22 protein-coding genes are annotated in these 24,970 nt (G+C 61.9%); 12 read left to right on the plus strand and 10 right to left on the minus strand.

Annotated elements, in window-relative coordinates; genetic code table 11:
• Positions 1-42: 42 nt before the first annotated feature.
• The 5 genes from araD1 to ACIPOO_RS26430 form a co-directional block, all read right to left on the minus strand.
• Positions 43-1,038 (minus strand): AraD1 family protein, encoded by a 996-nt coding sequence (gene araD1, locus ACIPOO_RS26410; protein WP_400610914.1) that lies wholly within the window; start codon positions 1,036-1,038, stop codon positions 43-45.
• Between the two features lie 131 nt (positions 1,039-1,169).
• On the minus strand, positions 1,170-2,345 hold the full coding sequence (locus ACIPOO_RS26415; protein ID WP_400610916.1) for an L-rhamnonate dehydratase: 1,176 nt from the start codon (positions 2,343-2,345) through the stop codon (positions 1,170-1,172).
• A 333-nt stretch (positions 2,346-2,678) separates the two neighbouring features.
• Positions 2,679-3,683, minus strand: coding sequence for a 4-hydroxythreonine-4-phosphate dehydrogenase PdxA (locus ACIPOO_RS26420; RefSeq protein WP_274136040.1), 1,005 nt, complete (start codon positions 3,681-3,683; stop codon positions 2,679-2,681).
• Complete coding sequence (locus ACIPOO_RS26425) at positions 3,680-4,639, minus strand: amidohydrolase family protein (RefSeq protein ID WP_400610918.1); 960 nt, start codon at positions 4,637-4,639, stop codon at positions 3,680-3,682. Before ACIPOO_RS26425 ends, ACIPOO_RS26420 begins: the two co-directional genes overlap by 4 nt.
• Positions 4,632-5,981, minus strand: coding sequence for an MFS transporter (locus ACIPOO_RS26430; protein WP_400610920.1), 1,350 nt, complete (start codon positions 5,979-5,981; stop codon positions 4,632-4,634). Before ACIPOO_RS26430 ends, ACIPOO_RS26425 begins: the two co-directional genes overlap by 8 nt.
• A gap of 728 nt (positions 5,982-6,709) precedes the next feature.
• Here ACIPOO_RS26430 and ACIPOO_RS26435 point away from each other — a divergent pair.
• The 8 genes from ACIPOO_RS26435 to ACIPOO_RS26470 all read left to right on the plus strand — a co-directional run bounded on the left by ACIPOO_RS26435 (position 6,710) and on the right by ACIPOO_RS26470 (position 14,337).
• On the plus strand, positions 6,710-7,726 hold the full coding sequence (locus ACIPOO_RS26435; protein ID WP_400610922.1) for a Bug family tripartite tricarboxylate transporter substrate binding protein: 1,017 nt from the start codon (positions 6,710-6,712) through the stop codon (positions 7,724-7,726).
• Between the two features lie 64 nt (positions 7,727-7,790).
• Positions 7,791-8,324 carry a tripartite tricarboxylate transporter TctB family protein gene (locus ACIPOO_RS26440; RefSeq protein WP_400610924.1) on the plus strand — a complete coding sequence of 178 codons (534 nt, stop codon included), beginning with the start codon at positions 7,791-7,793 and terminating at the stop codon, positions 8,322-8,324.
• The gene (locus ACIPOO_RS26445) at positions 8,321-9,847 is read left to right on the plus strand and encodes a tripartite tricarboxylate transporter permease (RefSeq protein WP_274136050.1); all 1,527 of its coding nucleotides are present in this window, start codon (positions 8,321-8,323) and stop codon (positions 9,845-9,847) included. Before ACIPOO_RS26440 ends, ACIPOO_RS26445 begins: the two co-directional genes overlap by 4 nt.
• A gap of 71 nt (positions 9,848-9,918) precedes the next feature.
• Positions 9,919-10,857 (plus strand): LysR family transcriptional regulator, encoded by a 939-nt coding sequence (locus ACIPOO_RS26450; protein WP_400610926.1) that lies wholly within the window; start codon positions 9,919-9,921, stop codon positions 10,855-10,857.
• Positions 10,858-10,975: 118 nt separating this feature from the next.
• A complete protein-coding gene (locus tag ACIPOO_RS26455) occupies positions 10,976-11,947 on the plus strand; it encodes a hypothetical protein (protein ID WP_400610928.1) in 972 nt (323 codons plus the stop codon).
• Positions 11,948-12,310 (plus strand): hypothetical protein, encoded by a 363-nt coding sequence (locus ACIPOO_RS26460; protein ID WP_400610930.1) that lies wholly within the window; start codon positions 11,948-11,950, stop codon positions 12,308-12,310.
• A 145-nt stretch (positions 12,311-12,455) separates the two neighbouring features.
• The gene (locus ACIPOO_RS26465; protein ID WP_400610932.1) at positions 12,456-13,343 is read left to right on the plus strand and encodes a neutral zinc metallopeptidase; all 888 of its coding nucleotides are present in this window, start codon (positions 12,456-12,458) and stop codon (positions 13,341-13,343) included.
• A 4-nt stretch (positions 13,344-13,347) separates the two neighbouring features.
• Positions 13,348-14,337, plus strand: a complete 990-nt coding sequence (locus tag ACIPOO_RS26470; protein ID WP_400610934.1) for an alpha/beta hydrolase — start codon at positions 13,348-13,350, stop codon at positions 14,335-14,337.
• 129 nt (positions 14,338-14,466) lie between these two features.
• Here the strand turns inward: ACIPOO_RS26470 and ACIPOO_RS26475 are convergent, their stop codons facing one another.
• The 3 genes from ACIPOO_RS26475 to ACIPOO_RS26485 form a co-directional block, all read right to left on the minus strand.
• On the minus strand, positions 14,467-15,069 hold the full coding sequence (locus ACIPOO_RS26475) for an HAD family hydrolase (RefSeq protein WP_400610936.1): 603 nt from the start codon (positions 15,067-15,069) through the stop codon (positions 14,467-14,469).
• Entirely contained in the window at positions 15,066-15,935 is an 870-nt protein-coding gene (tesB, locus tag ACIPOO_RS26480) for an acyl-CoA thioesterase II (RefSeq protein ID WP_400610938.1), read from the minus strand. Before tesB ends, ACIPOO_RS26475 begins: the two co-directional genes overlap by 4 nt.
• 88 nt (positions 15,936-16,023) lie before the next feature.
• Positions 16,024-16,587, minus strand: a complete 564-nt coding sequence (locus ACIPOO_RS26485; RefSeq protein ID WP_400610939.1) for a GNAT family N-acetyltransferase — start codon at positions 16,585-16,587, stop codon at positions 16,024-16,026.
• Positions 16,588-16,713: 126 nt separating this feature from the next.
• On the opposite strand from ACIPOO_RS26485, the gene ACIPOO_RS26490 reads away from it, so the two are divergent.
• Positions 16,714-17,631 (plus strand): histone deacetylase, encoded by a 918-nt coding sequence (locus ACIPOO_RS26490; RefSeq protein ID WP_400610941.1) that lies wholly within the window; start codon positions 16,714-16,716, stop codon positions 17,629-17,631.
• A 292-nt stretch (positions 17,632-17,923) separates the two neighbouring features.
• A complete protein-coding gene (locus ACIPOO_RS26495; protein ID WP_400610943.1) occupies positions 17,924-19,159 on the plus strand; it encodes a TIGR03862 family flavoprotein in 1,236 nt (411 codons plus the stop codon).
• On the opposite strand, the gene ACIPOO_RS26500 is transcribed toward ACIPOO_RS26495, so the two are convergent.
• The gene (locus ACIPOO_RS26500; RefSeq protein WP_400610945.1) at positions 19,149-20,321 is read right to left on the minus strand and encodes an acyltransferase family protein; all 1,173 of its coding nucleotides are present in this window, start codon (positions 20,319-20,321) and stop codon (positions 19,149-19,151) included. The genes ACIPOO_RS26495 and ACIPOO_RS26500 overlap by 11 nt on opposite strands.
• A 394-nt stretch (positions 20,322-20,715) precedes the next feature.
• Between ACIPOO_RS26500 and ACIPOO_RS26505 the strand changes: the two genes are divergently transcribed.
• Entirely contained in the window at positions 20,716-22,638 is a 1,923-nt protein-coding gene (locus ACIPOO_RS26505; protein WP_400610947.1) for a methyl-accepting chemotaxis protein, read from the plus strand.
• A gap of 170 nt (positions 22,639-22,808) precedes the next feature.
• Positions 22,809-24,332, plus strand: coding sequence for a Fic family protein (locus ACIPOO_RS26510; protein ID WP_400610949.1), 1,524 nt, complete (start codon positions 22,809-22,811; stop codon positions 24,330-24,332).
• A 106-nt stretch (positions 24,333-24,438) separates the two neighbouring features.
• Here ACIPOO_RS26510 and ACIPOO_RS26515 read toward each other — a convergent pair whose 3' ends face one another.
• On the minus strand, positions 24,439-24,966 hold the full coding sequence (locus tag ACIPOO_RS26515) for a methyl-accepting chemotaxis protein (RefSeq protein ID WP_400610991.1): 528 nt from the start codon (positions 24,964-24,966) through the stop codon (positions 24,439-24,441).
• Positions 24,967-24,970: the final 4 nt, after the last annotated feature.

A 24,970-nucleotide genomic window follows, 5' to 3' on the forward strand; every position in this document is an offset into this window, starting at 1 on the left:
CGGTCTTGTCCGGACACACCGCCGTCGCGGGCAAGCGCGCTCCTACAAGGTTCTGATCTGGCCTATTGCGACCGGCCGGGTGCCCTCGCCAATACCGTTCTCCAGTGGTGCCCCGAATTCATCGAGGCTGATCTGGAAACGGTCGCCGGGCTGGGTCTTCACGCCATCGGCGAAAGACAGGGTCGCCGTGCCGAAGTAGTGAATGTGCACATCGCCCGGACGCAGGAACTGCGCGTACTTGAAGTGGTGATATTCGAGGTTGGCCAGGCTGTGGCACATGTTGTCCTCGCCACTGAGGAATTCCTTCTCCCAGATCACTTCACCATCGCGCTTGATGCGGCTCATGCCGGACAGGTGACGGGGTAAGTCACCGACACGCAGCTCAGGGCCGTAAGCGCAGTAGCGCAGCTTGGAATGGGCCAGGTACAGGTAGTTGCGGCGCTCCATGACGTGGTCGGAAAACTCGTTGCCCAGCGCGTAGCCCAGGCGATATGGCTGGCCATCGTCACCGATGACATAGAGGCCGGTCAGCTCGGGTTCTTCTCCGGCGTCTTCAGCGAACCCCGGAACCGGAAAGTCAGCGCCCGGCCGCACCACGATGCTGCCGTCACCCTTGTAGAACCACTCCGGCTGCGCACCGACCTGGCCCTGCGCCGGTTTGCCGCCCTCGATACCCCATTTGAAAATCTTCATGGTGTCGGTCATGCCGGCTTCGACCTGACCGTCATGCTGGTGCATCTTGTCCCGGGCCGAGGCGCTGCCCAAGTGGGTCAGGCCGGTGCCGCTGATGAGGCAGTGGGCAGGGTCTTGGTGATCCAGCGGTGGCAGGACCTGGCCGTTTTGCAGCAGGCCTGCGTAGTCAGGGCCCGGCTCGGTGCCGCGCTGGCTGACTTCTGCCTGGAGGTTGTGCTTGCCGCGAATGGCCGCCAGCGCCAGTTCGCGGGTGCTGGTGGTGTTGCGTACGACGTGGACCTGGGCACCTTCGACGACGCCGACCTGGCGTTGTCCGGTGCTGTTTTCGAATTGGATCAGGCGCATTGAGGAGTCTCCTGGGATATGACCCTGTAGGAGCGAGCTTGCCCGCGACCGCGGTGTGTCAGTTGACAGGTCTTGTACAGACACAACGCAGTCGCGGGCAAGCGCGCTCCTACAGCGGGAACTGGCGGGGGTTACTCGATGATGTTGAACTCGCTCAGGTACTCATCCGAGATTTCCAGGCCCAGGCCCGGCTTGTTGTCGTCCAGCTGGATGTAGCCGTTGACCGGCGCAGGCTCGCCCTTGAACACGTAGTAGAACAGCTCGTTGCCGACCTCGACGTCAAACACCGGGAAGAACTCGGCCATCGGCGAGGCGGTGGTGGACATGGTCAGGTGGTAGTTGTGCATCTGGCCTGCGTGGGGGATCACCGGCACCGACCAGGCTTCGGCCATGGCGTTGATCTTGCGCGCAGCGGTGATGCCGCCCACGCGGTTGGTGTCGTACTGGATCACGTCGACGGCGCGGCGTTCGAGCATGTCCTTGAAGCCGTACGAAGTGAACTCGTGCTCGCCGCCGGAGATCGGCATGATGCCCATCTTCTTCAGCTCGATGTAGCCTTCCAGATCGTCGGCGATCACCGGTTCTTCCAGCCAGCGCGGCTCGAACTCGGCGAGTTTGGGCAGCATGCGGCGGGCGTATTCCAGGGTCCAGCCCATGTAGCATTCGAGCATGATGTCCACATCGGGACCGGCCAGGTCACGCAGCGCGCGCACTTGTTCGATGTTGCGACGCATGCCCGCCGGGCCGTCTTTGGGGCCGTAGCCGAAGCGCATCTTCATCGCCGTGAAGCCTTGGCTCAGATAACCCTGGGCTTCTTCGAGGAACAGGTCCAGGTTGTCGTTGGCGTACAGCTTGGAGGCGTAAGTCCAGATCTTCTCCTTGGTACGGCCACCCAGCAGTTTGAACACCGGCTTGTTCACCGCCTTGCCCATGATGTCCCAGATGGCGATGTCGATGGCCGAGATGGCCGCCATGCCGATGCCCTTACGACCCCAGGCGTGGCTCTGGCGGTACATTTTCTGCCAGATGTATTCGTTGTCGAACGGGTCTTCGCCGATGGCGATGGGAGCCAGGTAGGTGTCGATGATTTCCTTGGCCACCCGCGGCGCCAAGGCGCAGTTGCCGATACCGACGATGCCGTTGTCCGTCTCGACTTCCACCACCAGCCAACCGTGGAAACGGAAGGAGCCCATGGCATCGCCGCGCTCGAAGAGGATGTCGCTGGCGTTGGTGCAGAAGTGCGCCTGCGGTGGGACGACCTTGCCTTTCCATTCGAATACGCGGGTACGGATTGCCTTGATTTTCATGAGAGCGGTTCCTTTCAACCGGTGGCACGCTGGCCTTTTTGTAGTTGTCGTTCGATGCGGCAAGCGCTGCGCCGCGGGTCGATGGGGAGAATTTAGCGACAGGCCAGGCGGGTCGGCTAATCACTTATGCGTATCCAGTGATAGCCGCAGGTGATCGCTGCAAATCAAGATTGCTCAATAGAGTTATAGGAACAACCAGCCCACCTGTAGGAGCGCGCTTGCCCGCGACGGCGTCAGATCAGGCAACCCCAACCGACCAGGCACAAAAAAGCCGCAAGGCGCTCGAAAGCAGCTCGCGGCAAACGTGGTTTTTCATGAGAAAGGGCTAACCCCTCAGACGTTGCTCTGCCCCATCCGGCAGGCAATCTCGAAGGCCTGGCGAATCGCCCCGACGTTGGCCTTGCCCTGCCCTGCGATATCGAACGCGGTTCCATGGGCGGGCGTGGTGATCGGGATCGGCAGGCCGCCCTGCACCGTGACGCCACGGGAGAAGCCCATCAGCTTGATCGCGATCTGGCCCTGGTCGTGGTACATCGTCACCACCGCGTCAAACGCGCTGGCATCGCCCTGCACTTTCAGGAAAATCGTGTCGCCCGGATACGGCCCATCGGCGTTCATCCCCTGAGCCTGCGCCGTTTTCACCGCAGGGCCGATGATGTCCAGCTCCTCGCGACCGAACGAGCCGTTGTCGCCGTTGTGCGGATTCAAGCCACACACACCGATGCGTGGCGCCTTCAGGCCGTTGCGCTTGAGGGCAGTGTCGATCAGGCGGATCGCCTCGATCACCCGCTCCTGAGTCAGCATGCCGGGCACGGCCGAGAGCGCGACGTGGGAGGTCACGCGGGACGTCCACAACCGGTCCAGCACGTTGAACTCACAGAACGGCCCGTCGAAGCCCAGCAACTCGGCAAACCAGTGCAGCTCGTCGTTGTGAGCCATGCCGGCCATGTGCAGCGAGGTCTTGTTCAATGGCCCGAACAGCACCGCGTTAGTCGTCTTGGCGGCGGTCAGGTCAAGGGCGATTTTCAGCGTATCCAGACAGTAACGTCCACCGATGGCGCTGGCTTCACTGCGTGGAAACTCCCCCACGGCATCGCCGCGATAGTTGTAGAACAGCGGCGTGTCATCGCGAAAATCCAGCCCGTCCAGCGAGTCGATCTGCCGGTAGGGAAACGACAGCCCGGCGATGTCCATGCCCCGGCGCATTTCGCTCTCGTCGGCGATCAGCAGCACTTGGGCCTGGCTGCGTACTTTTTCATCGCTGAGCAAGCGTGCGATCAGTTCCGGACCGATGCCTGCCGGGTCGCCGAGCACCATCGCGATTCGGGTTTTGTTCATGCCTGACTCCTCAACTGTTCTTGCCACGGGCTCGCCACGGCAGACGGCGCACAACGGTAGATACGCTGTGCATTGCTGTAGAAAAGACGCTCCTGATCGGCGGGCGGCAGATCACGAACGATGTGTTTGAAACCGCTGTAGATGTCGTCGAACGAGCCGCACAGGCTGTCGACCGGAAAGTTGCTGGCGAACATCGCCCGCTCGCTGCCGAACATGGCGATGATTTCGCGCACGATCCAGCGGTTGTCCTGGCTGCTCCAGCGTTTGCCCTTGAGGCCAAGACCGGAAATCTTCACCACCACGTTGGGTCGCTCGGCCAGCCGTGCCATTGCCCCGTGCCAGCCGGCCAGGCCTTCGGCGCTGCGATCCGACGGCAGGCCGGCGTGGTTGAGAATCAGCGTGGTCTCTGGAAAATCCCGCGCCAGGAGTTCGGCTTCAGGCAGGTTCCACCAGGGCGTCTGCAGGTCGAAACGCAGCCCCAGTCCGTGCAGCGCCGCGTAGCTGCGTCGCCAGTGTTCATCGCTCATCAAGGTGCGTTGTTCACCCACCTGCTCCGGCGACTGCGGCCCGCCCGGCTTGTGCCGCACGCTGCGCACGCTGGGAAACAGCGCCTGCTCGGCCAACACCGCCAGCGCGTCCGGATGATCGAGCCAGGCCTGGGCCACCACGGCATTGGGCACGCCATAGCGGGCGGCGATCTGCTCGATGAATCGAGTTTCGCCAATCGGGTCGCGGGGGTCCCATTCGGTCTCGACGTAGACGGTCTGCACCACGTTGTGGGGCGTTGCGTCAGCGAAATACTCCGGTGGCAGGTAGCGCCGCTTGATCGCCGAGTAATCCCCGTAGCGAAACGGGATGTTGGCGTCTTCGGCGAGCCAGGGATGGTAGTTGGCCTGCGGGTCCCAGAAGTGATGATGGGCGTCGATGATCGGCCCGTTGTAAAGCGCCTCAGACATTGCCCGCCTCCTGCTTGCCATCCAGGCTGATCAGCAGCGTGGCGAGGACGAACAGCGCCGCGCAGATGGCGAAGAACGCCAGCACAGCACCGAAGCCGCCGAAGTACTGCAGGATCACGCCCACCAGGATCGGCACGAAGATGCCACCGATACTGCCCGCCAGGTTCATCACACCGCCGATCAGGCCGACCCGAGCCGGTGCCGCGAGCAACGCCGGGAAGCTCCAGTAAAGACTGCCCCACATCAGGAAGAACGCGGTCATGGCCAGCAGCGCGACGGCAGCGATCGGGTCGCTCATTCGCGGCAACAGCAGCAGCGCGCAGAGCGCGATGACACCGGAAAACGTCAGCAGGCCCTTGACCGCGAGGCCACGGCGCACGCCCTTGCGGATCAGCCCGTCGCAGAGGAAACCGCCGGTCAGCGAACCCAGGGAGCCGCAGATGAAGATCACGAAGGTGGCGAAACCGATGCCCTTGATGTCGAAGCCCCGCGCCTGGGCCAGATAGCTCGGGCCCCAGGTCAGCAGACCGAAATAGACCATCGCCCAGGTCGAACGCCCCACCAGCAGGCCAGTCAGGGAACGGGCCGCGATGCCGAGCCCTTTGACCTTGGCCCGCGCGGCTTCGGCGGCCGGGGTATCGCGGCCGGCGTTGATCTTCTCAAGTTCCGCCGCGTTGACCTGTGGATGCACGGAGGGGTCGTCCCGCAGGTAGCGCCACGACACCCAGCCCAGCACCAGCGTGGCGATACCGGCGATCACAAACGCCATGCGCCACGAATCCAGCGAGACAATCAGGTACGCGATGATCAGACCGCCCAGCGCCACACCCAAGGGGCTGCCGCTGTCCATCATCACTGCGCCGCGGCTGCGCTCGCTCGGCGCCAGCCACAGGGAAATCAGCTTGCCGCCCGACGGAAACAACGGCGCTTCGGCGGCGCCCAGAAACATCCGCGCAAACAACAGCGACGCACCGCCCGTGGCAAAACCGGCCAGCACCTGGAACGTGCCCCACAGCCCGGTGGACCAGGTAATCACCCGGCGCGGCCCGAAGCGATCGATCATCCAGCCGCCGGGGATCTGCAACAGGGCATAGGCCCAGAAAAAGCTGCTGAGAATCAGGCCCTGCATGGCCGGGGAGAGCGTGAATTCCTTGGCGATGGTCGGCATCGCGATGGACAGCGAAACCCGGTCGATCAGGTTGACCATGGTCAGCACGAAGATAATGGCGAAGATACGCCAGCGCACCGTGCTGGCCCGGGCCGAACTGGCCACGCTGGAAACAGGAGGAGCAAAGGAGTCGCCCGTTGCGGACAAGGGCACATCGGCGCTGCTGCGAGCCATGGGTGCGTACCTCGATTTGTTGTTCTTATTGTCGACGCACTTCTGCGAACGCGCCGGTCTTGGCAGCCACTATCGAGGCGCAAGCGATAACCGTCTAATCAAAACTGGAAATACGGTGATAGCTGGAGGATATAGCGCGACGTGTCGGGTTGGGTGTGTTTTCGGGTATCTCTGCGCGGCTGAAACCTGATCGCGAGCAAGCTCAGGGTAGCGGCGCCCTGTAGGAGCGCGCTTGCCCGCGATGACGCCGGTACATCCCACACATCTACATCGCCTCACACATCCCGTCGCGGGCAAGCGCGCTCCTACAATCATCCCCACCTTTCGGCGCCTGCACCCCGTAACAGCCACCACGCCCTGTAGGAGCGCGCTTGCCCGCGATGACGCCGGTACAACCGCCACATCTCCATCGCCTCACACATCCTGTCGCGGGCAAGCGCGCTCCTGCAATAATCCTCACCTTTCGGCGCCTGCACCCCGTAACAGCCACTACGCCCTGTAGGAGCGCGCTTGCCCGCGATGACGCCGGTACAGCCGCCACATCTCCATCGTCTGACATGCCCCGTCGCGGGCAAGCGCGCTCCTACATGGCTGTGAATGACCTATAACCCCAGGCTATCGGTGTATCTGATGTTTTGACTAGACGCGACATAGCAACTTTCACACACTCGGTCCATGGTCGATCACGATGACGGCCGCTCATAACAAATACAAAAAAGAGGATCATCATGCGAACCGCATCCTTCCGACGCGCGTCCCGTTTGCTGCTCGGCTGCACACTGATGTGCGCCACGGCACTTCCCACCCTCGCTCTGGCAGCATGGCAACCTGACAAGAATGTCGAGATCGTCGTGGCCGGTGGCCCAGGCGGCGGCACCGACCAGTTGGGCCGGCTGATCCAGTCGATCATCAGCACGCATAAGTTACTGGATGTAAACACGGTGGTGCTGAACAAGGGCGGCGGCAACGGGGCCGAAGCCTTCCTCGACATGAAAGTCTCCAAGGGCGACGCCGACAAACTGGTGATCGCCACCAACAACATCTACCTGCTGCCGCTGGTCTCCAAGCTCGGTTACGAATGGCAGGAACTGACGCCCGTCGCCGCCGTGGCCGAAGACGATTTCATCCTCTGGACCTACAAGGACGCGCCCTGGAAAGACGCCAAGGGCTTCGTCGAGGCGGTCAAGGCCGACCCGTCGAAAATCCGCATGGGCGGCAGTCAGTCCAAGGATGTCGACCAGACCCTGACCCTGCTGCTGAACCAGACCAACAGCACCAAGCTGACCTACATCCCGTTCAAGAGCGGCAGCGAGGCCGCCACCCAACTGGCCGGCAAACACATCGCCGCCAACGTCAACAACCCCGCCGAAAGCATCAGCCAGTGGCGCGGCGATCAGGTGCAGCCGCTGTGCGTCTTCAGCCAGGAGCGCATGGGCTATACCGACAAGGTCGCCGGGGATAAATCCTGGGCCGACGTACCGACCTGCCACGAGGCCGGCCTTGGCATCGATCAATACCGTTTCCCGCGCACCATCTTCATGCCGGGCAATGTCACCGCAGAACAGCGGGCGTTCTACACCGAACTGATGCGCAAGGTCTCCGAGACGCCTGAATTCAAGGCCTACGTGAAACAGAACGCGCTGGTGCCGACCTTCCTCGAAGGCGAACAGTTGACGGCCTATATCGAGAAAGACACCGCCCGCGTCACACCGGTGTTCAAGGACGCTGGCTGGCTGCGCAACTGACCTGCCCTGTCACCGCCCGCCTCCTGCCGGAGCGCGGGCGGCCGTCATTCGCTGGAGGTGTCTGATGTCCAATTCTTCTCACTCAAGCTCCCTGGTCGGTACCCGCTGGGTCGAGTTGGGGCTTGCGCTGTTCACGCTGGTCATCGGCGTGGTGGTGATGTTCGGCAGTGTCGAGCAAGGCATCGGCTGGGGCGACGCCGGTCCGGAGCCTGGTTATTTCCCGTTCTACATCGGCCTGTTGCTGGCCTCGGCAAGCCTGGCCAATGGCGTGCTCGCGCTGATTCGCTGGAAACCGCTAAGCGTCAGTTTCGTCAGCCGTGGTGAGTTCCGCCAGGTGCTGTCGGTGTTCATTCCCATCGCGCTGTTCGTCTGCGCCATGCCGTTCACCGGGATCTACCTCGCCTCAGCGGTGTTCATCGCCTGGTTCATGTGGCGCGACAAGACCCGCGCCAAGCCCTACGGCACGTGGAAGATCGGCGCGGTGTCAGTGGGCGCGGTGCTGGCCAGCTACCTGATCTTCGATCTGTGGTTTCGGGTGCCGCTGGATGCAGGCCCGCTGGGCGACCTGATCGGCTCTGTGTGGAGATCGCTGAAATGAGCGAGTTCGATTCCCTGCTGCAAGGCATGAACCTGATCCTCACGCCAGGCCACATCGGCCTGATGGTCGTTGGCGTGTTGCTGGGCATCCTGGTCGGCGTGTTGCCGGGCCTGGGCGCCCCCAACGGCGTGGCGCTGTTGCTGCCGCTGACGTTCACCATGTCGCCGGTGTCGGCGATCATCCTGCTGTCGTGCATGTACTGGGGGGCGCTGTTTGGCGGGTCGATCACCTCGATCCTGTTCAACATTCCCGGTGAGCCGTCGTCGGTGGCGACCACCTTCGACGGCTACCCCATGGCCCGCGATGGCCGTGCCGCCGAAGCCCTGACCGCGGCCTTCAGCTCGGCGCTGATCGGTGCGCTGGCCGGGGTGTTGCTGCTGACATTCCTTTCCACGCGGATCGCCGAATTCGCCATGACCTTCAGCTCGCCGGAGTTCTTCGCGGTGTACCTGCTGGCCTTCTGCACCTTCATTGGCATGAGCAAGAACCCGCCGCTGAAAACCGTGGTCGCGATGATGATCGGCTTCGCCATGGCCGCTGTGGGCATGGACACCGTTTCCGGCAACCTGCGCCTGACCTTCGATCAACCGGCACTGATGACCGGCATCAGCTTCGAAGTCGCGGTGATCGGCCTGTTCGGCATCGGTGAAATCCTCTGCACCGTCGAAGAGGGCCTGGTGTTCCGTGGCGAACATGCGCGCATCACGCCGATGGTGATCCTGCGCACCTGGGCCAAACTGCCGCGTTACTGGTTCACGATCCTGCGCAGCACCCTGGTCGGCTGCTGGATGGGCATAACGCCTGGCGGCCCGACTGCCGCCTCGTTCATGAGCTACAGCATCGCGCGCAAGTTCTCGAAAAACCGCGACAACTTTGGCAAGGGCGAAATCGAAGGCGTCATCGCCCCGGAAACCGCCGACCACGCCGCAGGCACCAGCGCCTTGCTGCCGATGCTGACCCTGGGCATCCCGGGTTCTGCGACCGCTGCGGTGATGCTCGGCGGGCTGATGATCTGGGGCCTGCACCCGGGGCCGACGCTGTTCGCCGAGCAACACGACTTCGTCTGGGGGCTGATCGCCAGCATGTACCTGGGCAACGTGGTCAGCCTGCTGGTGGTGCTGGCGACCGTGCCGCTGTTCGCCTCGATCCTGCGCATCCCGTTCTCGATCATCGCTCCGATCATCATCATGGTCTGCGCCATCGGCGCCTACTCGGTGCACAACTCGATGTTCGACGTCATGCTGATGCTGGGCTTCGGCGCACTGGGTTATCTGTTCAAGAAACTCGGCTACCCGATTGCCCCGCTGGTGCTGGCCGCCGTGCTGGGCGACAAGGCCGAGGATGCGTTTCGCCAGTCGATGCTGTTTTCCGATGGGCAACTGGGCATCTTCTGGTCCAACCCGCTAGTGGGCAGCCTGACCACCGCTGCGTTGGCGATGCTGTTCTGGCCCATCATCAGCGCTGGCATCAAAGCCGCCTTTGGCTGGCGCAATCGTCATGCAATCAAGGCCAAAACCCTGTGATGACACGCAATGCTGGCAATGCGTTGCAGTTCTTGGCAGGCTCGCCGCAGACTTTTGCGCGAGCCACTGCCATGACCCGAATTCCGGAAGCCAGCGTTATCCACAGCCGCCTGCGTTTGCGCCAGTTGCGGCTGATGCTGGCGCTGCAGGAGTTCGGCTCGCTGCGCCGGGCGGCCGACAACATCGGCATGACCCAGCCTGCGGCCACCAAGATGCTGCACGAAGCCGAGGATCTCTTGGGCGTCGAACTGTTCGAACGCCTGCCACGGGGCATGCGCCCGACGCCGTTCGGCGAAACCGTCATCTATTACGCGCGCATGGTGTTTGCCGAACTGAGCGGCATGCGCGAGGAATTGGTGGCGCTGGAGTCCGGCAACCTGGGGCGCGTTGCGGTCGGCGCGATCCCTGCCCTGTCCTCCGGGCTGCTGACCCGCACCATCGCCAACCTGAAAAAGAGCCACCCGCGCCTGTCCATGAGCATTCAAGTCGACACCAGCGACGTGCTGGTCCAGGCCCTGCTCCAAGACCAGCTCGATGTCGTGCTGGGCCGCATCCCCGGCGGCGCACGCGCGGAAGAACTGTTGTTCGACAGCCTCGGCGAAGAAGCCCTGTGCGTGATCGCCGGCGCGCAGAACCCGCTGGTTCACGCCAAGGACCTGAGCTGGGCCGCCCTGCAAAACGAAACCTGGGTACTGCAACAGCAACCCAGCCCCATGCGCGCGATCATCAACCAGGTGTTCCACAACGCCCGCGTCGATATCCCCAACAGCATCGTCGAAACCACCTCCATCATGACCCTGCTGTCACTGGTGCAACAGACCGACATGCTCGGTGTCACCCCGGTTTCCGTGGTCGAAGACTACGCCGGACGCGACCTGCTGGCGGTCCTGCCGATCCACTTCGAAGCACGCCTGCCGCCCTACGGACTGATTACCCGACGACACCGGATTCAGTCCTCGGCGATGCAGGCGTTTATCCAGTCGGTGAAGGCTGAGCAGCCTGACTTGTAGGAACTTTGAGCCCTTTGAGTAGGGCTGTTCTGAATTTGCTCAAACTGCGCGCCTGTCCATCGTATCGCTTCAACTCTTTTCCTATCCTGCCGGCTTCCCATTTCTCAAGGACAGGAAAATGGCAGTCGCAGGCAAGCCGTACGTATTCATCAACGACCGATTCCAGAACTACCCCCTCATCAAGGCGCAGGTAGGTGGCGGCGCCAAGTTCGATCAGCTCAACGCCCACCTGCGCAACAACATGGTCATGCCCGGCCAGCTCATGGTGGTTGCCGACGAATCCACGCCACGCATCTCGCCCGAAGAAGCGGAGATGACGAGACTCGCCTATGGCACCTACCACTCGCTGTTCCGGAACGAAGTGGGGTCGGATCGCGAGATCATCACGAACTACGATCTTCTGCAGAAAATCCTGGGCTACAGCTCGCTGGGGATCGGCGCCGCCACTGGCAGTTGGGAAAACCACCTCAAAGGCGTGGAGAAAACGCTGCAGGATATCCAGCGGTTGCATCAGCTCTCTCTCAAACGCGGCACGCCCATCGCGAGGCAAGAGTTCATCAACCAGCGGCGCGTGCTGTTCGCCAGGCTCGATGGCCAACTAGAGGGTATCGCTCGCTGGGGGACCGGAATGCACAACAAGGGGTCGATCAAGAAAATGCTCGGGATATCCACCAAGAGTTACCTGCATACGCGGGAGCTTCGGGGGTATACGGACCGTTTGAATCATATTGCCAAGGCTTCGAAATTGTTGAAGGCCGGGACGCCGATCGGTATTGCGTTGAACGCTTACTCGACGCATCTGGAGATCAAAGAGGCTTGCATTACGGGGCGGGAGGAGATGTGCAGGAAGGCGAAATATGTTGAGGGGAGCAAACTAGCTGGTGGTATTGCCGGCGGGATGGCGGGAGGCACACTCGGTACAGCTTTTCTGACACCTCTGTGTATGGTCGTCTTTGGAGTGACTACTGGAGGGCTGGGGGTGATTGGGTGTGGAATCATCGCTGCGGCGGCAGGTGGGTACGCAGGAGGCGTTGGAGGAGAAAGGTTTGGCGAACGAATGGGCGAATTGATCTACGAGTGGAGGCCATAAATGCCTATTATTCTGGCCTCTGGATTGACCTGGTTCATTTCTACTTTGCTCAACCTTATCGTCATGGCCCGGTTCGGGCATAAAAATCTCGACATCATTGAGCACTACCTGTCCGACTGCCCGGGAGTCGTCAATACAAGAAATATTTGGGGAGGCGGAATCATCGGCAGGCATATGCGGCTGAGCATGATCTTCGCATTTATATACATGCCCGGAATAATGTATCGCCGAGGTGATATCGCTAAAAATGCTCACCTCAGGGTTCCCCTGTCTCTGAGGCGGCGAATTTGGGCCATTTACATTTGGCTATTGCTTAATTGCGGCTGCCTGGCGATTTTGAATTACGCAATAACAACCTCCTGACAAAATCTCATCTGGGCATGCCCGTACAGTATCAAGGCATGCCCTGAACCATTTCCCTCACCTCCCCTCTTACTTTCCGGCTAACCAGACGGCCGGCCTCCCCCGCCGTCTACACTTCCTACACCACCAACCGAGGGTTCCTACCATGCTCTGGAAAAAAGGACGTCGCAGTGACAACGTCGTCGATGCGCGCGACGACACCGGGGGTGGGGGTGGGTTGCGCATTGGGGGCAAGGGGCTGGGGCTTGGCGGGATTGTGATCATTGTCGCCATTGGCCTGCTGACCGGTCAGGACCCGATGCAGATCCTGGGGCAGATCGCCGGGCAGATGGGCCAGCAACAGACATCGGCGGTCAATCCGCAGACGCGTCAGGCGCCGCCGGCCAACGATGAGCAGGCGGAGTTCGTGCGGGCGATTCTGGGGGATACCGAGGACACCTGGCGCCAGCTGTTCCAGGCGGGCGGGCGGCAGTACAAGGACCCGACGCTGATTCTGTTCCGCGGCCAGGTGCAGTCCGCCTGCGGTTATGCCACCTCGGCCAGCGGTCCGTTCTATTGCCCGGGGGATCAGCGGGTTTACCTGGACATGGCGTTCTTCCAGGAGATGAGCCAGCGTTTCAAGGCGGCCGGGGATTTTGCCCAGGCGTACGTGATTGCGCATGAAGTTGGCCATCATGTGCAGACCTTGCTCGGGGTTTCGGCTAAAGTTGACGCCGCCCGTCAGCGCGGCATGCGCATGGAGGGTGACAACGGCCTGCTGGTGCGCCAGGAGCTTCAGGCAGACTGCCTTGCCGGTGTTTGGGCCTTTAACGCGCAAAAGCGTTTGAACTGGCTCGAACCCGGTGATATTGAAGAGGCGCTGAATGCGGCCAATGCCATTGGCGATGACCGTTTGCAGCAGCAAAGCCAGGGACGTGTAGTACCGGACTCGTTCACCCACGGGACGTCTGCCCAGCGCGTGCGCTGGTTCAAGGCAGGTTTTGCCCAGGGACAAATCAACCAATGCGATACATTCGCCGCCAAGAGCCTCTGATCACATGATGAAACCGCTTTCGATCCTGTTGTTGGGCACCCTGATGAGCGTTACCGCTCATGCTGCGGATCAGGCGGTCAAATCCATCAGCCCCGACCGGCTGCTGATCAACGGAACGTCCCAGGCCACCCTGGGGCTGAGCCAGAGCTGGGTGCGCCCGAGCCCGCAGATCCAGCGAGTGGTGATTGTGCTTCACGGGCGTTTGCGTAATGCCCAGACCTACCTGCGCAGCGTCGAGCGCGCCGCCAACCAGTCAAAGCAGCGGTCGAAAACCCTGCTGATTGCGCCGCAGTTCCTCGATGAAAAGGACATCACCGCTCACCATCTGCCGGAAACCGTCCTGCGCTGGCATCGCAATGACTGGATGGCAGGCGACAAGTCGCTGGGGGCCAAGCCTGTCAGCTCGTTCGTGGTCATCGACCATATCCTCAAGCGCCTCTCCGACAGCAAGCTGTTCCCCAACCTCAAGGAAGTCGTGATTGCCGGGCATTCCGGTGGCGCGCAGGTGGTGCAGCGCTACGCGATGATCGGCGGCAAGGAAGATGCGCTACTGAAGAAGGAAGGCATCAAGCTGCGGTATGTGATCGCCAACCCGTCTTCCTATGCGTACTTCGACGCGACCCGTCCGCTGCCGGTGACCACCGCCAGTTGCCCGGGCTTCGACACCTGGAAGTACGGCCTGAACAAGTTGCCACCTTATGCGGGCAAGGAAACGGCGGCCGAGCTTGAAGCGGCCTATGTGAAACGCGACGTCACCTACCTGTTGGGCGAGCAGGACACCGACCCGAACCATCCGGCACTGGACAAGGACTGCGGCGCCGAGGCGCAAGGGGCGTATCGCCTGGTGCGCGGGCACAATTACTTCGATTACCTGACCAAGCGCCATCCCGAGGGCTTGAACCAGCGTGTGGTCGAGGTCAAAGGCGTGGGTCACAACGGCGACGCGATGTTCACCTCGCCCGAGGGGCAGGCGGCGTTGTTCAAGGGCAATTGATGTCGGCGGCACACACGCCCCACTGTGGGAGCGAGCTTGCTCGCGAAGACGGCGGCCAGATCGACCCCTCTGTGTCGGCCATGCAATAGCCTTCGCGAGCAAGCTCGCTCCCACAGTTTTTGCTTTTAATCAGCCTTGCGCACCGCCCAACATCGCCTGCAACGCCGTGCAATCATCGGCATGCCAGTCGGTGAGTTCCGGCCAGGGGTTTTCGGGGAGGTTGACCAGCACGGTGTGCGTCCCGGCGGCTTTGCCGCAGGCCAGGTCGAACTGGTAATCACCGACCATCACCATCTGCGACGGCTCGACGTTCCACGCCTGGGCGAGTTTGAGCAGCCCGCCTGGATCGGGCTTGGGCGGTGCTTCGTCGCGGCCCAGCACGTCATCGACATGAAAACAGTCGGCAATCCCGATGGCCTCCAGCGTCACGTAGGCCAGCTCCCGGGCATTGCGGGTCAGGATGCCCAGGCGATAGCCACGCCCGGCCAGTTCCTTGACCAGTTCCACGGCACCGGGCGCAGGCTTCGACGCCACTGCCAGTTCACGCTCATGTTCCAGCAGCCACGCATGCTTGGCCGCCGCAACATCGGCGGGCAAGGCTGCCAGATGGCCGAGAATGTCATCTTCCTGGGGAATGCCCAGCGCGCGCTTGATGGCCGGGAAGTCATGCACGGCGATGGTCAGCGTGCCGTCCATGTCGAATACCCAGTGGCGCAACTGCGAAAGGCTCATGCCCAGTCCTTGCGATGGCGAATCAACCCTTCCTGGCTGACCGAGGCTACGAGCGTACCTGCGCGGTTGTACACGCTGCCGCGAGAGAAGCCACGGGAGTTTCCGGCCCAGGGACTGTCCATCGCGTAGAGCAACCAGTCATCGGCGCGCAGTTCACCGTGGAACCACAGCGAATGGTCGAGGCTGGCGATCTGCATGTCTTTCTGCCAGACCGTCTTGCCGTGAGGCAGCAGGGAGGTGGTCAGCAGATTGAAGTCCGAGGCATAGGCGAGCATGTATTTGTGCAGCGCGGGGATGTCCGGCAACTCGCCATCCGCCCGGAACCACACGTATTTCACAGGATCGGTCGGCTTGGGGTTGTAGGGGTCGGACTCGGTCACCGGGCGAAACTCGATGGGTTTGGGGCACAGCAGTTTGTCTTTCATGTGCGCCGGAATCAGGTGCTCGCGCTGGCGCATCAGCTCCAGTTCCGAAGGCAGGTTTTCCGGACCGACCACTTGCGGCATCTGGCTCTGGTGCTCGAAGCCTTCTTCGTCGTACTGAAAGGACGCGCTGCAGGTGAAGATCGGGTGCCCCTTCTGGATCGCCGTCACGCGCCGGGTGCTGAAGCTGCCGCCGTCGCGAACCCGGTCAACCTGGTAGACCACCGGCAGATGGGCGTCACCCGGGCGCAGGAAATAGCCGTGCAACGAATGAACATGGCGGGCGTCTTCGACGGTCTTGCTCGCCGCCGACAACGACTGGCCCAGCACTTGCCCGCCAAACAGCTGGCGAAAGCCCAGGTCCTGGCTACGGCCACGGAAAAGATTTTCTTCGATCGGTTCAAGGCTCAGCAGCGCTACCAGATCATCCAGCACATGGCTCATTCCCAGCTCCTCACACACAGTCGTCTCGCACGTATTCGTCACAGTCTGTGCGAAATGATACAGATGTTTGTAGCGCGATTCCCGCCAATCACAAGGTGGCGAGCCACTGCTGACGGTTGATGCGGTACAGCACATGCGGGCGCAACGGGTGCTCGGCGGGCAGGTTCGGATGCTCGAAATCGTCGCTCGGCTCATGACGCATGCCGATGGCCTGCATGACCTTTTGCGAAGGCAGGTTGCTGACCGCCGTAAAGGACACGATCTCGTCCAGCTCCACGTGCTCGAAACCGCAGCCGAGCACGGTCCAGGCCGCTTCGCTGGCGTAGCCCAGCCCCCAGTGCTCGCGGGCCAGGCGCCAGCCGATCTCCACCGCCGGGGTGAAGAATGCGTCGAAGCCCACCACGTTCAGCCCGGTGAAACCGATGAATTGGCCGGTGTCCTTGCGCTCCAGCGCCCAAAGCCCGAAACCGTATTCGGCGAAATGGCCACGAATGCGCCCGATCATCTTGGCGCTCTCCAGGCGGCTCATAGGTGCCGGAAAGTACCGCATGACCTGCGGATCGGCGCACATCGCCGCGAACGCCTGCAAATCGTCATCGCGCCACTGGCGCATCAGCAAGCGTGCGCTGTTGAGCTCGAGTATCGGCTCCATTGAAACGTCTCCCCTGCCCCGCTTCCCGAATGGCTGTCAGTCCGACAGCCCACTTGTTGGGCAATTCCCTGTGCGCTCGCGGCCATAACTGGCAAGATTGCCTCTCGAATCCTGCACGTGCGCACCATGTCTCTTCCACTTATCTACCACGAAGACTACAGCCCCGAGTTTCCACCCGACCATCGTTTCCCGATGGACAAGTTCCGGCTGCTGCACGACCACCTTATCGACAGCGGCCTGACCACGGATGCTCAGTTGTTTCGTCCGCAGATCTGCCCGGAGGACATTCTTGCGCTGGCCCATGATCCGTCCTACATCCGTCGGTACATGGACGGAGACCTTTCCCGCGAGGACCAGCGCCGCCTGGGCCTGCCCTGGAGCGAGGATCTGGCCCGACGTACGGTGCGCGCCGTCGGCGGCTCGCTGCTGACGGCCGAAAAGGCCCTGCAGCACGGCCTGGCCTGCCATCTGGCCGGTGGCACCCACCACGCTCATTACGACTACCCCGCCGGTTTCTGCATCTTCAACGACCTGGCGATCATCAGCCATTTCCTGCTGCAGAGCGGCCGGGTGCACCGGGTGCTGATCTTCGACTGCGACGTGCATCAAGGTGACGGCACGGCGCGGATTCTGGAACACACCGAAGACGCGATCACGGTCTCGCTGCACTGCGAAAAGAACTTCCCGGCGCGCAAGGCGCAAAGTGACTGGGACATCCCGCTGCCGATGGGCATGGGCGACGCCGATTACCTGAAGGTAGTCGACGACACGCTCAATTACCTGCTGCCGCTGTATCAACCTGACCTGGTGCTGTACGACGCAGGCGTCGACGTGCACAAGGACGATGCCCTGGGCTACCTGCAACTGACCGACAGCGGTGTGGGCCGCCGCGATGAAGCCGTGATGCGCCACTGCCTCGGGCGGGACATCCCGGTGATGGGCGTGATCGGCGGTGGATACAGCAAGGATCGCAAGGCGCTGGCGCGTCGGCACGGGATTTTGCATCACAGCGCGCAGCGGGTGTGGGTCTCGGAAGGACTCTGAAACGATACACCCTGTAGGAGCGCGCTTGCCCGCGATCGCGGAGTATCAGCCAACATTTACGGCACAGGCAGATCGCGGTCGCGGGCAAGCGCGCTCCTACAGTATCGGTCAGTTACCCACATCCGCTGTGGAGCGGCCTGTGGATAACCTGAGTGCAAGGGTTCAGACCCCACACCGCGCAAGGCCTGGCGCACGCTGTACGTTTTTTGCTCAATAGTTTTCCACAGGTCGCTCGTTCGTCACGAGGCTCGGGTAGAATGCGCGCCCTACTTCATCGATCCGCAGCTTGCCCATGACTTCCAGTACCGCCAACTCCGCAAAATCCGTCGCCATCATCGGGGGTGGGCCTGCGGGTTTAATGGCCGCCGAAGTGCTGAGCCAGGCGGGGTGCAAGGTCGATCTGTACGACGCCATGCCATCGGTGGGGCGCAAATTCCTGCTGGCCGGCGTCGGCGGCATGAACATCACCCACTCCGAGCCCTACCCGGCCTTTCTCTCGCGCTACGCCGAACGCGCACCAATGATCGCACCCCTGCTGCGTGGGATGGACGCCCAGGCGCTTTGCGAATGGATTCACGGGCTGGGCATCCAGACCTTCGTCGGCACCTCCGGCCGGGTTTTTCCCACCGACATGAAAGCCGCGCCGTTGCTGCGTGCCTGGCTCAAGCGCCTGCGCGACGCCGGCGTAGTTATCCACACCCGCCATCGCTGGCTGGGCTGGAATGCCGAGGGCAGCCTGCGCATCGCCAACCCCGAAGGCGAATTGACGATCCAGCCGGATGCCACCTTGCTCGCGTTGGGCGGCGCCAGTTGGGCGCGGCTGGGCTCGGATGGCGCGTGGCTGCCGCTGCTGGAACAGCGCGGTGTGCAGATGGCGCCGTTGCAGGCGGCCAACTGTGGCTTCGAAGTGTCAGGCTGGAGTGATGTGCTCAAGGGCAAGTTTGCCGGGGCGCCGCTGAAGAACATCGCCATGGGGTTGCAGGGTCAGGAATTGCGCCTGGGCGAATGCGTGGTCACTGCCACCGGCATTGAAGGCAGCCTGGTCTACGCGCTGTCGGCGCAGATCCGCGAGGCGATCAACCAGCAGCGCGAGGCCACGGTCGAGATCGACCTGCTGCCCGGCAAGCGTCTGCAAGATATCCACAAGGCCCTGAGCAAACCCCGTGGCTCGCGCTCGATGTCCAGGCATCTGCACAGTCAGGTCGGGATCGACGGAGTCAAGGCGGCATTGCTGCGCGAACTGGCGCCAGCCGAGTCGTTCGCCGATCCGGCAGCGCTGGCCCAGGCGATCAAACACCTGCCGCTGACACTGATCCGCCCCCGCCCGCTGGACGAGGCGATCAGCACCGCCGGTGGCGTGACTTTCGAAGCGCTGGATGAGCAACTGATGCTCAGCGCCATGCCGGGGGTGTTCTGCGCCGGTGAGATGCTCGACTGGGAAGCCCCCACCGGCGGCTATCTGCTCACCGCCTGTTTTGCCAGTGGCCGCGCCGCCGGACTGGGCATGGCCGCCTGGCTCAATCGCTGACCGTCGCCCGAGTTCTCAAGCGGGTATCAGCCGGTTCGGCGGCGGGCCTGGACGCCGCAGGATTCGCCACCCGCTTGCCCAGCTCATAGCCCTTCATCTCGATGTATTTGTGCGCCAGCGCCGCAAGCCCCACCGCCAGCAGCGTCACAACCACGGCGAACAGGTTGTTGAAAAACACGGAGCCCGTGTCCATGAAGCGTTGCCCGTCGATCATCGGCGCCAGCGGTTGCCCGGTCACCTTCTGCGCGACGATGAAGATCGCCGAAAAGCAGAAGATCAAGGCTGCATGGGTCATGTAGATCGAATACGAAAGCTTGCCCAGCAGCACGAACACCCCGGTCTTGAGAAACGCCGAGACCAGCCCGCCCTCGAACGCGAACAACAGCACCAGCCCACAGAACGTCAGGCTGCCGATGGGCAGGCGGTGGTCGAAGTCATTCATGACAATCCACCAGGTGGCGTACATCACCGCGCACTCCAGCACGGTCATCAGCCAGGGCCTTGGGATGAACCGGTCGCGAATCAGCAGATAGCCCAGGTAGGTGACGTTACCGGCAAAGAAGCACGACAGCCCCTGCATTGCGCGCTCAACCAAGGGCTCATTGCCCGAGAAGATCAACACGAACGCCAGCACCGACACGCAGGCAAACATCAGGTAGCGATTGCGCAGGGACAACAGGCACAGCATGCCGAACAGCATGTAGAGGTAGAACTCGATGCTGATGGTCCAGGACGGATAGTTGAACGACATGGGTTCAGTGAACGGCGTCCAGGCCTGCACCAGGAACAGGTTCGGCAGGATTTCCCGAGGGTCGAACAACCCGGTGAAGGGCACGTTATTGAGATAGAAGCCTTTCTTGTAGGCCAGCCAGCGCAGCGTCTCGAACACCAGGAACACCCCGAGCATCACCAGGTGCAGCGGGTAGATGCGGAAAAGCCTGGAAATGAAGAAGGACTTGAACGAGAGATTCGGCTTCATGCCATAGCTGTGGGCCAGGACAAACCCGCTGAGCACAAAGAAGAAGTTGAGCAGCACCTCATCTCGACGGAAAAACGGCAGCTCGACAAAGGTATCAACGACATGCAGATGGAAAAACACGACCAACACTGCGCATACCCCTCGAAAACTGTCGAGGGTGGTGAATCGCTGAACAGGTTCCATGACGCGGCTTCCGTACTGGTTCTAGTAATACGCCACCATTGGCGGAGGATTTAGCCAGTACACGATATGGGCTCGCGACCACGGTCGATAGTTGAAATATTTCATCTCTGGTACAGGCGGGGCGGGAAAGTTGACGCCAGCGTTTGACGGCGCCAGAAAGCTGTAACGCCCTGACGACTACGTAGCAGCACGGCTTGCCGGCGGGAGCGATTTCGAGGACGCCCCCGCCGACAAGCCGTGCTGCTACGGGCACGCGCCACTCTTTGTAGGACATTTCTTTCAGAATTTCGCGACGCAGCCGATGCACTCTCACATCTGACTGTTTCGCTGGCCTTCCATAACAACAACGCTCCCAGCTGACGACTACTGAACACGGACATCCTGGAGATATTTGATGAAGAGCTGGTTCGCCAACATCAGCGTCAACATGAAGCTGGCCCTCGGCTTTGGCGTCGTACTGATTTTCACTGCCCTGCTTGCGCTGATCGGCTGGAATGGCCTTGGCAGCATGAAATTTCGCAGCGACCGGGTCGCCGACATTTCCAAGCTGACCAACAAACTCACCGACCTGCGCATCACCCGCCTGCAGTACATGCTCAGCAACGGCGACGAAACCGTGGCGCAGACTGTGCAGACCGCGCTCGACGCCTACAAGGCGCAGCAGCAGTTCCTGCAGAGCACCTTCGTCAATCCTGCGAACGTTCCGCTCATCAAGGCGCTGGGTGAGCAGATCAGCGCCTACCAGACCTCGCTGAACAAGATGCGCGACGGCTACAAGGCCAGCGCCACCGTGCGCGCCGACATGGGCGTCGATGCGGTGAGGGCCGCCGAGCTGATCGCGCAGATCAACGATGACGTGATGAAAATGGACCCGACCGACGAGCGTCGTTTCGCCCAGTACCAAGACATCATCAAGGCCAAGGAAGACGTGATGCTGGTGCGCTACGAAGTGCGTGGCTACACCGGCAGCGTCTCCGCCAAAACCGAAGAAGCTGCGACCCGTCAGCTGTCCAGCGCCATCGCAGGCCTTGAAAAGCTCAACGCCACCTTCGGCGGCACCCAGGCCGAGCGTCTCAAGCAACTGGAGGCCTCGCTGATCGGCTACCGCAGCTCGGTCCAGGGCTTCAAGACCGCCACCGACAACATCAACGCTGCCCGCGCCGAGATGACGGACGAACAAGCCGTCATCATCAAGCTGACCAACCAGTTGATCGACCTGCAAGTCACCCTGGGCGATTCCGATACCCAGCAGGCGCGCACCCTGCAGATCGCCGCGACCCTGCTGGCACTGATTCTCGGCGCCCTGGCCGCCGTGTTGATTACCCGCCAGATCACCACGCCCTTGCAGCAAACCCTGGCCGTGGTCGACCGCATCGCCTCGGGCGATCTGTCCCATGACCTGATCGTCACCCGCAAGGACGAACTCGGTGTGCTGCAACAAGGCATCCAGCGCATGGGCACCACCCTGCGCGAGCTGATCGGCGGGATTCGCGACAGCGTCACCCAGATCGCCAGCGCCGCCGAAGAGCTGTCGGCGGTCACCGAGCAGACCAGCGCCGGGGTCAACAGCCAGAAGGTCGAGACCGATCAGGTGGCCACCGCCATGCACGAAATGTCGGCCACCGTTCACGAAGTCGCGCGCAACGCCGAGCAGGCCTCGGTCGCTGCTTCCGATGCCGACAAACAGGCCCGCGATGGTGACAAGGTGGTGGGCGAGGCGATTGCCCAGATCGAGAAGCTGGCCAGTGAAGTCGTGCGCTCCACCGACGCAATGAACGTGCTGGAACAGGAAAGCGACAAGATCGGCAAGGTGATGGACGTGATCAAGGCCGTGGCCGAGCAGACCAACCTGCTGGCGCTCAACGCTGCCATCGAAGCGGCGCGTGCCGGTGAAGCCGGTCGCGGTTTCGCGGTGGTGGCCGACGAAGTGCGCGGCCTGGCCCAGCGCACCCAGCAGTCCACCGAAGAAATCGAAGGCCTGGTCGCAGCCTTGCAGAACGGCACCCGCCAGGTCTCGGACATCATGCTCAGCAGCCGCAACCTCACCGACAGCAGCGTGGCCCTGACCCGCAAGGCCGGCACCTCGCTGGAAAGCATCACCAACACGGTGTCCAACATCCAGGCGATGAACCAGCAGATCGCAGCGGCAGCCGAGCAGCAAAGCTCGGTGGCCGAGGAAATCAGCCGCAGCATCATCAACGTGCGCGACGTCTCCGAACAGACCGCCGCCGCCAGCGAAGAGACGGCAGCCTCCAGCGTCGAACTCGCACGCTTGGGCAACCAGTTGCAGATGCTGGTCAGCCACTTCAAGGTTTAACCGGGCGACCGTCTGACGCAGAGCGTCACGGGCTGCATACCCACGCGGAGCGTGGGCACGATCAAGCCGCGTTGGATGTACAATCCGATGCGGCTTTTTTAATGATTTTAAAGACGAAAGCCCTTTTTCTAACAATAATGAGGAACCCGTAACTCTTTTGAGGACTTCACATGCGCCATTGCGCCGGTTACGCCTGGCTTGCACAGACCTACGAGGTCGCTGTGTGCCAGCCGCTGAAAGTGCGCAGCAAGATCGGCAGCATGCGCAAGGACAGCATCGTCGATGGCGTCCTCGAACAAGTCTTCCCTGCCCAGTATCAACCCGGCCCCACCCTGGCCGAACACCTGACCTTCGCCTTCAAGCGTGAGCCCATTCACCTTGAACTCCTCGCCCGGCTGTTTTCGCGCATAGACCCTGCCGAGCTTGAACAGTGGATCAGAGCCGAGCCAACCGGGCAGTATGCCCGGCGCGCCTGCTTTCTGTATGAATGGTTTGGCAACCCGGCGCTCGCTTATCCCGGCGTCGAAAAGGGTAACTACGTCGAGTTCATGGACGGTGAACGCTATCTGGTCAGCCAGGCACCTCAACGCAATTCGCGCTGGAGGGTGATCGACAATCTGCCGGGGACTGCGCACTTCTGCCCGCTCATTCGCATCACGCAAGCGCTGGCCGGACTGATCGACTATGACCTCAATGCCGAACTGGCACGCCTTGGGGTCGAGTTTGGTCACGACACCCTCTTGCGCAGCGCGGTGTGGCTGACGATCAAGGAAAGCAGATCCAGCTTCGCCATCGAGCATGAAGAACAGCAGACCGATCGCATCAAGCGCTTCGCTGCCGTGATGGAACAGCGTTGCGGGGTGGGTGCTCCTCCCCTGACTCAGGACCAGATCGCCGCGATCCAGCAGGAGATTCTCGGGCCGCGGGCGCTGTCCTATGGCATTCGCCAGTCTCCGGTATTCGTCGGCCAGACCCGGGGCTTTCAGAATGTGCTGCATTACCTGGCTCCCGACTGGCAGGAAATCGAAGCCATACTGCAAGGATTGCAGGCCTTCGAGATCAATACCCAGGGCAGTTCGTCGATCCTGCGGGCTGCGGCCATCTCGTTCGGCTTCGTGTACATCCATCCGCTCAGCGACGGAAACGGGCGAATCTCGCGCTTCCTGATCAACGACATCCTGCGTCGAGACAAGGCCGTCCCTGCCCCTTACATCCTGCCGGTCTCTGCAGTGATGCAGGATCACACGTTGCGCCCGCAGAACTACGATCAGGTGCTCGATGAGTTCTCACGCCCATTGATGCAGATGATCGAGCCCGCCGTTCGCTTCGAAGGCTATGTGAAATACCCCGACGGGATGGAGTCGAATCTGCACTACGACGGATTCGCCGACACCGCCCCGGCCTGGCGCTATATCGACCTGACTGCCCACGCCCAATACCTCGCTCGGGTGCTACGCCAGACGGTCGAGAAAGAGATGCGCGACGAAGCCAGCATCCTGCGCAATCACCAGTTGCTGCGCGACGCGATCAAGAATGTCTTTGAAGGACCGGATGCGGACATTGACCGCATCATCCGCTCCGTCCATCAGTCTGAGGGACAAGTGGGAAACAAGCTGCTCAAGCAATACACTTTGCTGGAAGACGCCGGTATCAGAGCGGAAATCGTTGCGCTGGTCGCGAAATTTCTGGGCTAAAAAAAGCCGCCCGATGAATGATCTGGGCGGCTTTGAACGATTTTAAAGAAAAAACGCTGTTTTCTAACAAAAATGGTGAAGCAAAAACCATTTTGATGTGGGTTGATCAACCCGACAGCTGATTGGCAAACTGCCCCACCGCGCTGACCACTCGTTGCGCGCCGTCCTGGATCTCGACGATCACCGACCCGGCCTCCCCGGCCAGCTCAAGGCCTGTCTGGGCCTGCTGCTTGCCGCTGATGATCACGTTCACCGCCTGCTCGGCCAGTTGCTGGTTCTGCTTGACCACGCCGACGATTTCTTCGGTGGCCTTGCTGGTGCGCGAGGCCAGTTGGCGGACTTCGTCGGCGACGACCGCGAAACCACGTCCTTGCTCACCGGCGCGGGCAGCTTCGATGGCGGCGTTGAGGGCCAGCAGGTTGGTCTGGTCGGCGATGCTGCTGATGCTCTGGATGATCGAGCCGATCAGTTGCGATTGCTTGTCCAGCGCCGCGATGCGCTCGGCGGCCTGTTCCATGTGCTGGGCCAGTTCGCGCATGACCTCCACGGTCTGCTGCACCACGGCGGCGCCTTTCTGGGCGCTGCCGTCGGTCTGCTGCGAGGTGCTGAAGGCGATATTCGCGGCCTCGGCCACGGCG

It is taken from the genome of Pseudomonas sp. NPDC090201, from assembly GCF_044746825.1.
GTDB lineage: Bacteria > Pseudomonadota > Gammaproteobacteria > Pseudomonadales > Pseudomonadaceae > Aquipseudomonas > Aquipseudomonas putida_AD.